Annotated in this window: 10 protein-coding genes and 1 tRNA gene; 10 read left to right on the top strand and 1 reads right to left on the bottom strand. The window is 72.8% G+C overall.

Features of this window, described 5'->3' with window-relative positions; translation table 11 throughout:
• Positions 1–62 precede the first annotated feature (62 nt).
• Positions 63–2,159 carry a TPM domain-containing protein gene (locus tag AB4Y78_RS13475; RefSeq protein ID WP_441737219.1) on the bottom strand — a complete coding sequence of 699 codons (2,097 nt, stop codon included), beginning with the start codon at positions 2,157–2,159 and terminating at the stop codon, positions 63–65.
• Positions 2,160–2,255: 96 nt separating this feature from the next.
• Between AB4Y78_RS13475 and mfd the strand changes: the two genes are divergently transcribed.
• The 10 genes from mfd (at position 2,256) to AB4Y78_RS13425 (ending at position 12,786) form a co-directional block, all read left to right on the top strand.
• Positions 2,256–5,894, top strand: coding sequence for a transcription-repair coupling factor (gene mfd, locus AB4Y78_RS13470; RefSeq protein WP_441714490.1), 3,639 nt, complete (start codon positions 2,256–2,258; stop codon positions 5,892–5,894).
• Between the two features lie 22 nt (positions 5,895–5,916).
• The gene (locus AB4Y78_RS13465; protein ID WP_128276929.1) at positions 5,917–6,486 is read left to right on the top strand and encodes a hypothetical protein; all 570 of its coding nucleotides are present in this window, start codon (positions 5,917–5,919) and stop codon (positions 6,484–6,486) included.
• A complete protein-coding gene (locus AB4Y78_RS13460; protein ID WP_321160698.1) occupies positions 6,438–7,241 on the top strand; it encodes a MazG nucleotide pyrophosphohydrolase domain-containing protein in 804 nt (267 codons plus the stop codon). The genes AB4Y78_RS13465 and AB4Y78_RS13460 overlap by 49 nt, the downstream gene beginning before the upstream one ends.
• Before the next feature lie 45 nt (positions 7,242–7,286).
• The gene (locus AB4Y78_RS13455; protein ID WP_441737216.1) at positions 7,287–8,402 is read left to right on the top strand and encodes a GNAT family N-acetyltransferase; all 1,116 of its coding nucleotides are present in this window, start codon (positions 7,287–7,289) and stop codon (positions 8,400–8,402) included.
• Between the two features lie 110 nt (positions 8,403–8,512).
• Positions 8,513–9,793 carry a phosphopyruvate hydratase gene (gene eno / locus AB4Y78_RS13450; protein WP_259909716.1) on the top strand — a complete coding sequence of 427 codons (1,281 nt, stop codon included), beginning with the start codon at positions 8,513–8,515 and terminating at the stop codon, positions 9,791–9,793.
• Positions 9,794–9,960: 167 nt separating this feature from the next.
• Positions 9,961–10,344 (top strand): FtsB family cell division protein, encoded by a 384-nt coding sequence (locus tag AB4Y78_RS13445; RefSeq protein WP_441714485.1) that lies wholly within the window; start codon positions 9,961–9,963, stop codon positions 10,342–10,344.
• Positions 10,341–10,877, top strand: a complete 537-nt coding sequence (locus tag AB4Y78_RS13440) for a DUF501 domain-containing protein (RefSeq protein ID WP_007923977.1) — start codon at positions 10,341–10,343, stop codon at positions 10,875–10,877. Before AB4Y78_RS13445 ends, AB4Y78_RS13440 begins: the two co-directional genes overlap by 4 nt.
• The gene (locus AB4Y78_RS13435; protein ID WP_007923976.1) at positions 10,874–11,863 is read left to right on the top strand and encodes a Ppx/GppA phosphatase family protein; all 990 of its coding nucleotides are present in this window, start codon (positions 10,874–10,876) and stop codon (positions 11,861–11,863) included. The genes AB4Y78_RS13440 and AB4Y78_RS13435 overlap by 4 nt, the downstream gene beginning before the upstream one ends.
• A 14-nt stretch (positions 11,864–11,877) precedes the next feature.
• Positions 11,878–11,952 (top strand) — tRNA-Leu (locus AB4Y78_RS13430).
• Positions 11,953–12,024: 72 nt separating this feature from the next.
• Positions 12,025–12,786, top strand: a complete 762-nt coding sequence (locus tag AB4Y78_RS13425) for a siderophore-interacting protein (RefSeq protein ID WP_441714481.1) — start codon at positions 12,025–12,027, stop codon at positions 12,784–12,786.

Raw genomic sequence — 12,786 nt, 5'->3', positions numbered from 1 at the left:
ACCGCCGGTCGTGGTGCGTGGTGGTCGAAGGGAGTGCTGGTCGAGCTGGTGCGGCCGGCCGGTCAGAAGCGACCACCTCCGCCGATGCCGCGGCCTCCGACGCTGGGCCGGCTGTGACTGCGGCTGCTGCCGCCGAAGCCGCCGGACGAGCCGCCCCAGCCACCGCCGCGGCCGCTCACGGCACCGCCGAAGATGCCACCGAGGATGGCCGTGGCGAGGTCGCCCGAGCTCGTGCCCGACATGCCGCCGGCGATGCCGCCCCCGAAGCCCTGGTAGTCGTCGGAGCGGCTGCTCAGGGTGGCGACGACGCGCTCCACGAGGACCTCGGCGTCGGTGAGGTGCTCGGAGGCGAGGTCGAGGTTGCGCTCCCGCTCGCTGTGCGCTGCGGCGAGCTGGCGGGAGGCCTCGGCGATCTGCGCGCGGGGCGGTGCGTCGAGGATCCCGCGCATCGAGTCGACCTGCCGCTGGACGGTGTTGATCCGCGCGCGCACGTGCTCGTAGCGCCGGTTGAACTTCTCGGTGCGGGCAGCGGTGCGGTCGGCGTCCTTGCGGTAGCGCTCCAGTGCCGAGTCGAGGTAGTGCTCGGCGCGCTCGAGGGCACCGAGCGCGGCGATGACGTCACCGCCGGCACCGGCACGGGCTGCGGTGCCGAGCTCGACAGACCGCTGGGCCTCGCTGGCCGCGGAGATCGTCATCTGGTCGTTGGCCTGCAGCCGCTTGACGTCGAGCAGGTCCGAGGAGATCGACGCGAGGGCCGTGTCGAGGGCGCTCGTCGCGTCGGCGAGGACGGAGCGGGCCGAGAGCACGGCGTCGACGAGGGCATCGGCCTGGCCGAGGGCGTCCTCGGCGGCGCGGGCCGCGGCGACCGCGGAGGGGCGGTCGTCGGCCTGCAGGTGCTGCTCGCCGGTGGTGACGAAACCGCGGGCCGCCTCGACGAGGCGCGGGGCCTGCTCGAGGTTGCCCGCCAAGGTCGCCAGGGAGCTGCGCGCGTGCGTCGCGCCGAGCCCGTCGAGCTCCTGGCGGGCGACCGGCAGGCGCTGCTCGACCTCGGTGGTGCGGGTGCGCAGGGAGGCGAGGAACTGCGGGACGGAGGCCTCGAGGTCGCGCAGCTGGGTGAACTCCGCCTCCTGGGCGTCGAGCTCGTCGTCGGCGGCGCGGGTCAGGTCGAGGATCTGCGCGAGCCGGGCCCGCTCCTCGGCCTCGACGAGGCGGCCGGCGCCGCGGGCGATGTCGAGCTCCTGCTGGATGCGGAAGGCCTCGGCCGAGCGCGAGCGGGCGGACTCGAGGGCGGAGGTGAACTGCTGCGTGGCCTGCTCGCCGAACTGTGCCTGCGCGAAGGCGAGCTCCTCGCCGGAGGAGCGGATTGCGTTGTCGAGGTCGACGAGGGCGGTCGCGACGTCGCGCCGGAGCTGGTCGATCGGCACCGAGGACATGACACCAGCCGGCTGGTCGATCGGCGGGGGCGCCGGCTGCTGCCGGTCCTTCAGGCCCCGGAGGTTGCGGACGACCCGCATGACGACCGGGCCGACGGCCATGAGGACGAAGAGGATGGGAAACCAGCTGAAGAGGTTGAAGCCGCCGAAGATCCCGCCGCCGCTGTCGTACCCGCCGGAGCTCGACCCGCCGGTGTACGCCTCGGTGTCGCCGATCTCGCCGAGCCCCTCGGCCGCGGCCGTGACGGCGCCGTCCCAGTCGTCGTCGCCGAGCTCGGGCTCGACGTAGCGGGTCTGGGTGCGGCTGATGCCGTACTCGGTGACGCCGTACCCCTCGGTGGCCCACATGCCGTAGGCGCGGTCCTCGACGGCGACGGCGAGCAGCACGTCGTTGCCGCCGAAGCCGGACTCCTCGTAGGTGTCCTGGACCCACTGGTCACCGCTGCGCCCGTCGAAGCTGTCGACGAAGACGACCCACAGCTGGATGTCGTGCTCCTCCTCGAGTGTCTCCAGGTCGCTCTGGAGGGCGGCCTCGTCGAGGACGTCGGCCCGGTCGGTGATCCGGTCCCGGAGGGCGAAGGGGGCGTCCGCCGGCACGGCGGAGACGGTCACCGGCGCCGTGGCCGGACTCGTCGCCGCGACGGCGGGGGCGCTGCCGAGCAGGAGGATGGCCGTGCCGGCGAGGGCGCACACGGCACCACCGAGACGTCGTCCGCGGTCGCTCATGCGCTGGCCAAACCCCCTGGTACGAGACGCCCGTCGGTCCACCGGCGTCGGTGCCTGCTGAGTATTGCAGACGAGTGCGGCAGAATCCTGAGCAGCATGAGTGCCTCCCTCGCCCCCCTCCTCAGCGCGATCGCCGCCCTTCCCGGCCTCGCGGACATCCCCCGACACCGCTCCGCGAGCGATCAGGTCGACGTCGTCGCGCCCACCGGGCTGCGCGCGCCGACCGTCGCCTGCATCGGCGGCGAGTCGGCGCACGACGCCCCGCGACTCGTCGTCACCTCGACGGCTCGCGAGGCCGACGACGTCGCGGCCGCGCTCGGGGAGCTCGTCGGCCCGGAGGCCGTCGTCACCTTCCCGAGCTGGGAGACGCTGCCGCACGAGCGGCTCAGCCCGCGCAGCGACACGGTCGGCCGGCGTCTGGCCGTGCTGCGCCGGCTGCGCCACCCCGACCCGACGGGGGAGGGGCATGACCGCCCCGGCTACGTCGTCGCCTCCGTGCGGGCCGTGCTCCAGCCGATCGCCCGGGGGCTGGCCGACCTCGAGCCGGTGCGCCTGCGCGTCGGCGACGAGCGGGCGTTGGCCGAGGTGACCGCGGCGCTCGCGGCCGCCGCCTACGTGCGCACCGACCTCGTCGAGCGACGGGGGGAGTTCGCGGTGCGCGGCGGCATCCTCGACGTCTTCCCGCCCACCGAGGAGCACCCGGTGCGCGTCGAGTTCTTCGGCGACACCGTCGACGAGATCCGGTGGTTCAAGGTCGCCGACCAGCGCAGCCTCGAGACCGCGGAGGAGCTGTGGGCGCCCCCGTGCCGCGAGATCCTGCTCACCGACGACGTCCGACGCCGTGCCGCCTCGCTCGCGCAGGAGCTGCCCGGCGTCGCCGACATGCTGCTCAAGGTCGCCGAGGGCATCGCCGTCGAGGGCATGGAGTCGCTCGGCCCGGTGCTCGTCGACGGGATGGAGTCGATCCTCGACGTGCTGCCCGAGGGAGCAGGCGTGGTCCTGCTCGACCCCGAGCGGGTGCGGGCACGTGCCCACGACCTCGTCTCGACGAGCGCCGAGTTCCTCGAGGCGAGCTGGGCCAACGCCGCCGCGGGCAATGCCGTGCCCATCGACCTCGAAGGGGTCCTCGGCACCGCCTCCCACTGGACCCTCGCGCAGGCCCGTGAGCACGCCCTCGACCTCGGCCTGCCGTGGTGGACGGTCACCCCCTTCGCCGTCGACGACGAGCTCGACGCCATCGCCGCCGACCTCGACGACAGGGTCGACCACGACCACGTCGGCCTGCGGGTGCCAGCCGAGGAGCCGCCGCGCTTCCGCGGCAACACCGAGCAGGCCGTCGCCCAGCTGGCCGAGTGGGCCGGCGCCGGCTGGCGGATCCTCGTCGCCACCGACGGTGCCGGACTGGTCACCCGCGTTGCGCAGGTGCTCGGCGAGGCCGGGATCGCCACCCGCACCACGGCTGCCGGCGAGCCGGTCGAGCTCTCCGACGGCGTGGTCACGCTCGTGCGGGCCAGCCTCGGCACCGGCTTCGTCGCACCCGAGCAGCGGCTCGCCGTGCTCACCGAGGCCGACCTGCTCGGCTCGAGCGGTGCCGGCGCGACGACCCGCGACATGCGCCGCATGCCCTCGCGGCGACGCAAGCAGGTCGACCCCCTGCAGCTGCGGCCCGGCGACCACGTCGTCCACGAGCAGCACGGGGTCGGCTCCTTCGTCGAGATGATCCAGCGCACCGTCCAGGGCGCCACCCGCGAGTACCTCGTCATCGAGTACGCGCCGTCGCGGCGCGGCCACCCGGGCGACCGGCTCTTCGTGCCGACCGACCAGCTCGACCAGGTGACCCGCTACGTCGGAGGTGAAGCGCCCCAGCTCAACAAGATGGGCGGCAGCGACTGGCAGAAGACGAAGTCGCGGGCCAAGCGGCACGTCAAGCAGATCGCCGGCGAGCTCATCCGGCTCTACAGCGCGCGCATGGCGACCCCCGGTCACGCCTTCGGGCCGGACACCCCGTGGCAGCGCGAGCTCGAGGACGCCTTCGCGCACATCGAGACGCCCGACCAGCTGAGCACCATCGACGAGGTCAAGGCGGACATGGAAAAGACGGTCCCGATGGACCGTCTCATCTGCGGTGACGTCGGCTACGGCAAGACCGAGATCGCCGTCCGGGCCGCCTTCAAGGCGATCCAGGACGGCAAGCAGGTCGCGGTGCTCGTGCCGACGACGCTGCTCGTCCAGCAGCACCTCAACACCTTTTCCGAGCGCTACGCCGGCTTCCCCGTGACGGTCAAGGCGCTCAGCCGCTTCCAGACCGACAAGCAGGCCAAGGAGGTGCTCGAGGGGATGGCCAGCGGTGCCGTCGACCTCGTCATCGGCACCCACCGCATCCTCGGCAACGAGGTGAAGTTCAAGGATCTCGGCCTGGTCATCATCGACGAGGAGCAGCGCTTCGGCGTCGAGCACAAGGAGCAGCTCAAGGCCCTGCGCACCAACGTCGACGTGCTCGCGATGTCGGCCACCCCGATCCCGCGGACCCTCGAGATGGCGGTGACCGGCATCCGGGAGATGTCGACGCTCGCAACCCCGCCCGAGGAGCGGCACCCGGTGCTCACCTTCGTCGGCGGGTACGAGGAAAAGCAGGTGGCTGCCGCGATCCACCGCGAGCTCATGCGCGAGGGGCAGGTCTTCTACGTCCACAACAACGTCGGGACGATCGAAAAGGCAGCGGCCCGCATCCGCGAGCTCGTCCCCGACGCCCGGGTCGAGACCGCCCACGGCAAGATGGGCGAGCACCGGCTCGAGCAGGTCGTCCTCGACTTCTGGGAGCGACGCTTCGACGTCCTCGTGTGCACGACGATCGTCGAGACCGGCCTGGACATCTCCAATGCCAACACGCTGATCCTCGACCGGGCCGACCGCTTCGGCCTGAGCCAGCTGCACCAGCTGCGCGGGCGCGTCGGTCGAGGTCGGGAGCGGGCCTATGCCTACTTCCTCTACCCGCCGGACAAGCCTCTGACCGAGACGGCGCACGACCGGCTGCAGACGATCGCGAGCAACACCGACCTCGGTGCCGGCATGCAGGTCGCGATGAAGGACCTCGAGATCCGCGGCGCCGGCAACCTGCTCGGCGGCGAGCAGTCCGGCCACATCGCCGGCGTCGGCTTCGACCTCTACGTCCGGATGGTCGGCGAGGCGGTCGCCGACTTCAAGGGCGAAGGGGAGTCCGCCCCCGCCGAGGTGAAGATCGAGCTGCCCGTCGACGCGCACCTGCCGCACGAGTACGTCCCGGGGGAACGGCTGCGCCTCGAGGCGTACAAAAAGCTGGCGTCCGCCGACTCCGAGGCCGACCTCGCCGAGATCGCGGAGGAGCTCACCGACCGCTACGGCGAGCTGCCGGAGCCGGTGCGCAACCTCGTCGAGGTCGCGCGGCTGCGCATCGTCGTGCGGTCCGCCGGCCTCACCGATGTCGTCGCGGTGGGCAACAACGTGCGCTTCGCGCCGGTGCAGCTGCGCGAGAGCCAGCAGTTGCGTCTGGCCCGCCTCTACCCGAAGTCGAGCTACAAGGAGGGCACCCAGACGGTGCTCGTCCCGAAGCCCACGACGGCACGCATCGGGGGCTCCCCCCTTCGCGACACGGCGGTGCTCTCCTGGGCCACCGACCTCATCCGTCAGGTCATGCTCGATGATGTCATCGTGGACAGCGGGGCGACGGCGCCCCGAGACACCTCGCGCTCGCGCTGAGGATCGGACGAAAGGACCACCCGTGCCCGCTCGACTCCCCATCCGTCGGCCTGCCCGGCTCGCCGCCCTCGCGGCCGGCGCGACCCTGGTGCTCACCGCGTGCGGGGGGAGCGACGACGGCGGTCCGCCGGCCGAGGGCAGCAGTGCCGTCGCCGCCACCGTCGACGGTCAGGAGATCACCGTCGGTGATGTGCAGCGCACGACTCGTGAGCTGCGGACCTTCCTCGAGGCGCAGGCCGCCAGCTCGGGCCAGCAGCCGCAGCAGCTCGACACCGACGGCGTCGTCACGCTGCTCGTGCAGACGCCCGGGGTGCTCGACTACGCGCAGGAGCAGGGCAAGAGCGTCCCCTCGGCGGGCTCGGTCCGCAAGAGCCTCGAGCAGGTCCTGCCGAGTGCCTCCGACGTGACCATCGACTTCTTGCGCGCCAATGCCGTGAGCGCGCAGCTCGACGAGACCGAGCGCACCGAGCTGGTCGAGCACATCGAGAGCCAGCGGGTCTCCGTCAGCCCGCGCTATGCCGCCGCCCGCGATGAGACGCCCGACTGGATCAAGGCCCCCGTCGAGCAGCAGACCCCGCTGGAGACGCCCTGACCGCCGGGCGGGTCGTCCTGCTCGCGACGAGCCCGCGGGTCTCGCCCGGGCTCCTCAGCCGCGACGCGTGGCGGGCCCTCGAGTCCGCCGACCGAGTGCTGGTGGCCGACCCCGATGATGCCCTGCCGGTCGCGCTCGTCGACGACGGCGTCACGGTCGAGCGCATCGAGGCCAACTCGCCCGACGAGCGGGCCCGCGCGCTCGTCGACGCGACGACGGCAGGTGTGGTCGTCTGGGTCGGCTCGCCGGACGGGGACCCGGGCCTGAGCGACGCCCTCGCCGCCGAGGTCTCCCGGCTCGACGACGCGCCCGAGGTCGAGGTGCTCGTCGGGTCCTGGGACGTCGAGGGCGGGCGCCTGCTCGACGCCGTCGCCGTCATGGACCGGCTGCGCTCGCCGGGCGGGTGCGCCTGGGTGGCGGCGCAGGACCACGCGAGCCTGGTCCCCTTCGTCCTGGAGGAGGCGCACGAGGTGACCGAGGCGCTTGAGGCGGTCGTCGCCGACCCCGACGACGTGCGGCTGCGCGGCGAGCTCGTCGACGAGCTCGGCGACCTGCTCTTCCAGGTGCTCTTCCACGCCCGGGTCGCCGCCGACCACCCGTCGGCGCCCTTCACCGTCGACGACGCCGCCGCGGCCCTCGTGGACAAGCTCGTGCGGCGCAACCCCCACGTCTTCGGCGACGCCACGGCCGAGACGCTCGAGGAGATCGAGGCGCAGTGGCAGGCGATCAAGGCGCAGGAGAAGGCACAGGACTGACTAGGGAAATGCGCAGGTCCGGGACGGGTCCCTAGGGTCGGGGGCATGGACCAGCGGATCAGCCTCGTCACCCTCGCCGTCGGCGACCTCGCGGCGAGCCGCCGCTTCTACCTCGACGGCCTCGGCTGGCGGGCGGAGCTCGACGTGCCGGACGAGGTCCTCATGATCCGCGCGGGGGAGCGGCTGATCCTCTCGCTGTGGGACGCCGCCGAGTTCGAAGGGGAGGTCGGCCCCCTTCGTCGTGGGGAGGGCCTGGCGCCGATCACCTTGGCGCACAACGTCGCCCGACCCGAGGAGGTCGACGAGATCCTCGCCCTAGCGCGCAGCGCGGGCTCGCCGGAGATCTCGACGGCCCAGCAGCGTGACTGGGGTGGGTACACGGGCTATTTCGCCGACCCCGACGGGTTTCGCTGGGAGATCGCGGTCAACCCCGGGCCCATCGGGCAGACTGTGCTGCCGCCCGCGTCCCGCGACGAGGTGCGGCTGACCCCCTCCGACCAGCCGATCGGACCGGCCGTCGACGGGTGGACCCCGCCGCCGCGGCCCGAGGTCACGGCGACCGCGGGTCGGCACTGCACGATGGAGCCGCTCGCGCCCGCCCACGCCGTCGAGCTGGCGCCCGAGGTCGCCAGCCCGGACCACGACGCCCTGTGGACCTACCTGCCCGTGGAGCGGCCCCTCGACGTCGACGCCTACGTCGCCGGCCGGCTCGCCGGCGACACCGTCGAGGTGCTCGTCCGCGACGGTGAAGGGATCGCCTGCGGTCTCGTGAGCCTCATGCGCATCGACCGGGCCCACGGCGTCGTCGAGATCGGCAACGTCGTGTTCGGCCCGCGGCTGCAGCGCACGACCGCCGCGACCGAGGCGATGTCGCTGCTCGCGCGGCACGTCTTCGACCTCGGCTACCGGCGCCTGGAGTGGAAGTGCGACAGCCTCAACGCCCCCTCCCGCCGGGCTGCCGGGCGGCTCGGCTTCGCCCACGAGGGCACCTTCCGCCGGCACGTCGTGACGAAGGGGAGGTCCCGCGACACCGCGTGGTTCGCCATGACCGTCGACGACTGGCCGCGGGTGCGGGCCGCGCACGACACGTGGCTGGAGCCGGCCAACTTCGTCGACGGCGTCCAGCAACGACGACTGGCCGACCTGCTCGCGGCGGGGTGACCTCCCTTCGCCCGCGCCCGAGGGGCGGGTCGCAGCACGAAGCCCCGTGGCCGAGCCGTTACGCTCGTGGCGACCTTCCCCGTGTATCGAGCACCACCAAGGAGCCGGTAGTGGCCAGCATCGAAGCAATTGGCGCCCGCGAGATCCTCGACTCCCGCGGCAACCCGACCGTCGAGGTCGAAGTCGCCCTCGACGACGGCACCATCGCCCGCGCCGCGGTGCCGAGCGGTGCGTCGACCGGCGCCTTCGAGGCCGTCGAGCGCCGAGACGGCGACAAGAACCGCTACCTGGGCAAGGGTGTCGAGGACGCCGTCCGCGCGATCGAGGACGACCTGACCCCGCGCCTCGTCGGCTTCGACGCCAGCGAGCAGCGCCTCGTCGACGGCGAGATGCTCGCCATCGACGGCACCGACAACAAGGGCTCGATCGGTGCCAACGCGATCCTCGGCGTCTCGCTCGCCGTCGCCAAGGCCGCGGCCGAGTCGGCCGGCCTGCCGCTCTTCCGCTACGTCGGCGGCCCCAACGCGCACGTCCTGCCCGTGCCGATGATGAACATCCTCAACGGTGGCTCCCATGCGGACTCCAACGTCGACATCCAGGAGTTCATGATCGCTCCGATCGGCGCGCCCTCCTTCCGCGAGGCGCTGCGCTGGGGCACGGAGGTCTACCACTCGCTCAAGTCGGTGCTCAAGGACAAGGGCCTGTCGACCGGCCTCGGTGACGAGGGCGGCTTCGCGCCCAACCTCGACAGCAACCGCGAGGCGCTCGACCTCATCCTCGACGCCATCCGCAAGGCGGGCTACGAGCCCGGCACGCAGATCGCGCTCGCGCTCGACGTCGCGGCCAGCGAGTTCTGCGACAACGGCACCTACACCTTCGAGGGCCAGCAGAAGACCGCCGCGGACATGGCCGCCTACTACGGCGAGCTCGTCGACGCCTACCCGCTCGTGTCCATCGAGGACCCGCTCGACGAGGACGACTGGGCTGGCTGGCAGGAGCTCACGACGCAGCTGGGTGACAAGGTCCAGCTCGTCGGTGACGACCTCTTCGTCACCAATCCGGAGCGCCTCGCCCGGGGCATCCAGGACGGCGCGGCCAACGCGCTGCTGGTCAAGGTCAACCAGATCGGCTCGCTCACCGAGACGATGGACGCCGTCGCCCTGGCCACCCGCAGCGGCTACACGTCGATGATGAGCCACCGCTCCGGCGAGACCGAGGACGTCACCATCGCCGACCTCGCCGTGGCGACCAACTGCGGCCAGATCAAGACCGGCGCACCGGCCCGCTCCGAGCGCGTCGCCAAGTACAACCAGCTCCTGCGCATCGAGGAGGAGCTCGACGACGCCGCGGTCTACGCCGGCGCGGGCGCCTTCCCGCGCTTCAAGGGCTGAGGTCGGTCATGGTCGGTACGCCGCGCCGTCGCCCCGCACGCCCTGGTGCGTCGGGGGCGACGCGGCGACCCGGCACGACCCGGCCAGCCGGGCGCACGCCCGGTGCGCGGACGCCCCGTCCTCGCACCGGTGCAGCGGCGCGCGAGGCCCAGAAGCGCCGGGCGGCGATGACGACCCGGCGCTGGGTGGTCCTCGGCTCGCTGCTGCTCCTGCTCGCCGTCATGCTGCTGCCGACCGGCAAGTCCTGGTACGACCAGCGCCAGCGCCTCGAGGCCCTCGACCAGCAGGTCACCGCCCAGGAGGCCAATGTCGAGGACCTGCAGCGGCAGCGTGACCTGTGGCAGACCGACGAGTACGTCGAGGCCCAGGCCCGCAAGCGGCTGAAGTTCGTCAAGCCGGGGGAGCGGACCTACACGGTCATCGACCCGTCCGCGGACGCGCCGGAGGTCGACCCGGAGACGGGTGCGGTCACGGCCCCCTCCACCCAGCCGTGGTACGAACAGATCAGCTCGTCCGTCGCTGCGGCTGACGACCCCAACTCGCCGCGATGAGGGCCGACGAACGGGGCAACGACCTGGACCGGGTCGACCCGAAGGACCTCGAGACCGTCCACCAGCAGCTCGGGCGGCCGGCCCGCGCGACGGTCGACGTCGCCCACCGCTGCCCGTGCGGGGGCCCGACGGTGCTGCGGACCGCCCCGCGGCTGCCCGGCGGCACCCCCTTCCCGACGAGCTACTACGCGACGTGCCCGCGTCTCACCGGCCCGATCTCGACGCTCGAGTCGAGCGGGCTCATGGCGGAGATGTCGCAGCGGCTGCTCGAGGACGAGGACCTCGCTGCGCGCTACCGGGCGGCCCACGAGGACTACCTCGCCCGGCGCGCGGAGCTCGGTGACGTGCCCGAGATCGACGGTATCTCGGCCGGCGGCATGCCGACCCGCGTCAAGTGCCTGCACGTGCTCGTCGCGCACTCACTCGCCGCCGGCCCCGGGGTCAACCCCCTCGGGGACGAGGCGCTCGACCTGCTGCCGGAGTGGTGGCACACCAGCCCGTGTGTCGGCACGGACGAAGGGAGCGAGCGATGAGAGTCGCCGCCATCGACTGTGGGACCAACTCGATCCGTCTGCTCGTCGCCGAGGTCGACGAAGCCGCGCCCGGCGTGCTCGTCGACGTCCTGCGCCGCTCGGAGGTCGTGCGCCTGGGGCAGGGTGTCGACACGACCGGCCGGCTCGCGCCCGAGGCGCTCGCGCGGACCCTGGCGATGTGCGACGACTACGCCGCGGTCTGCCGGGAGCACGGGGTGACCGCAGGCAACATCCGCTTCGTCGCCACCTCCGCCTCGCGCGATGCGAGCAATGCCGACGAGTTCGTTGCCGGTGTCCGGGCCGCCTTCGGTGACCTGGACGTCACCCCCGAGGTCATCGCCGGCGCGGAGGAAGCCGCCCTCAGCTTCGACGGGGCGACCGCCGGTCTCGCGGAGGCCGGCTTCGAGGGGCCCTACCTCGTCGCCGACATCGGCGGCGGATCGACGGAGATCGTGCGGGGCATCCACGAGGTCGTCGCCGGCACCTCACTCGACATCGGCTCCGTCCGACTCACCGAGCGCCACCACCGCACCGACCCGCCGACGCAGGAGGTCGTCGACGCCGCCCGCTTCGACATCGCCGAGGCGCTCGACGTGGCCGAGGCCGAGGTCGGCCTCGGGGGAGTGGCCACCGTCGTCGGGCTCGCCGGGTCCGTGACGACCGTCGCGGCGCTGGCGCTGGAGCTGACCTCCTACGACCCCGCAGCGATCCACCTCGCCCGCATCCCCATCGACGACATGATGGTCGCCTGCGAGCGACTCATCCTCAGCACGCGCGCCGAGCGCGCCGCCCAGCCCTTCATGCACCCCGGCCGGGTCGACGTCATCGGGGCGGGCGCGCTCATCTGGTGGGAGATCCTCGAGCGGGCCCGCGGCGCCAACGGCCCGGACCTCGTCGTCACCGTCTCCGAGCGCGACATCCTCGACGGCATCGCCCGGTCCGTCGTGCGTCCGGTCGTCGCCGACGACGAGGCGGCGAGCGCGTAGCATCCGGGCGTCTGGCCCCCGTGGCCCAACTGGCAGAGGCGCGCCACTTAAAATGGCGATCGGTGCGGGTTCGAGTCCCGCCGGGGGTACGTGAGCGGTGCCGGCCCGTCGGGCCGAGGGGAGGTGGCCATCCCGCCGGAGGGTGAGGTTAGCCTTATCTCATGGCTTCTCCCGATCGACCCGTCCGTCCGCCCCGCCCCCAGCACGAGCTGACGGTCGTCTCGATCGAGCAGGTCGGTCCCCATCTCGTGCGGGTCGTCCTCACCGGCGACTCCCTCGCCGACTTCGGCGCAGCCGAGCACACTGACGCCTACGTCAAGCTGCAGTTCACCGACGCCGAGGGTGCCCCGCTCACCCGCACCTACACGGTGCGATCGATCGATCGGGCCGCCCGCCGGCTGACGATCGACTTCGTGACGCACGGCGACGTCGGTCATGCCGGCCCCTGGGCCCAGCAGGCGAAGGGAGGAGACCGCATCGTCGCCACCGGCCCGGGCAGCGGCTACGCCCCCGACCCGCAGGCCGCCTGGCACCTGCTCGCCGGCGACCTGTCGGCCCTGCCGGCCATCGCCGCCGCCCTCGAGGCCATGCCCGCGCAGGCGCAGGGGGTGGCCCTGCTGGAGGTCGAGAGCGAGGGCGACGTCATCCCCCTTCGCTCTCCCGAGGGGGTCGAGGTGCGGTGGCTGACCAACCCGGGCGCCGACGCGGCCTTCCTTGCCCGGGCCGTCGACGCGGTCGACTGGCGCGAGGCCGTGCAGGTCTTCGCCCACGGGGAGCGCGAGTCGATCAAGGCGGTCCGCCGGGTGCTCAAGGCGCGCGGGGTGCCGCGCGAGGCGATCTCGATCTCGGGCTACTGGGCGCGGGGGCGCACCGAGGACGCCTTCCAGGCCGAGAAGCGCACCCCGATCGGGCAGATCGACTAG

Origin of the sequence: Janibacter sp. RAF52, from assembly GCF_052114035.1 — a bacterium.
Taxonomy (GTDB): Bacteria; Actinomycetota; Actinomycetes; order Actinomycetales; family Dermatophilaceae; genus Janibacter; species Janibacter hoylei.
The sequence above is the reverse complement of the archived record's forward strand: the minus strand, read 5'-3'. Positions and strand labels throughout refer to the sequence as shown.

Excerpts from the sequence above, each read along its gene's own strand:
- AB4Y78_RS13425 (WP_441714481.1), top strand. The coding sequence starts at position 12,025 with ATGGCTTCTCCCGATCGACCCGTCCGTCCGCCCCGCCCCCAGCACGAG.
- AB4Y78_RS13445 (WP_441714485.1), top strand. The coding sequence starts at position 9,961 with ATGACGACCCGGCGCTGGGTGGTCCTCGGCTCGCTGCTGCTCCTGCTC.
- AB4Y78_RS13440 (WP_007923977.1), top strand. The coding sequence starts at position 10,341 with ATGAGGGCCGACGAACGGGGCAACGACCTGGACCGGGTCGACCCGAAG.
- AB4Y78_RS13455 (WP_441737216.1), top strand. The coding sequence starts at position 7,287 with ATGGACCAGCGGATCAGCCTCGTCACCCTCGCCGTCGGCGACCTCGCG.
- AB4Y78_RS13435 (WP_007923976.1), top strand. The coding sequence starts at position 10,874 with ATGAGAGTCGCCGCCATCGACTGTGGGACCAACTCGATCCGTCTGCTC.
- mfd (WP_441714490.1), top strand. The coding sequence starts at position 2,256 with ATGAGTGCCTCCCTCGCCCCCCTCCTCAGCGCGATCGCCGCCCTTCCC.
- AB4Y78_RS13475 (WP_441737219.1), bottom strand. The coding sequence starts at position 2,159 with ATGAGCGACCGCGGACGACGTCTCGGTGGTGCCGTGTGCGCCCTCGCC.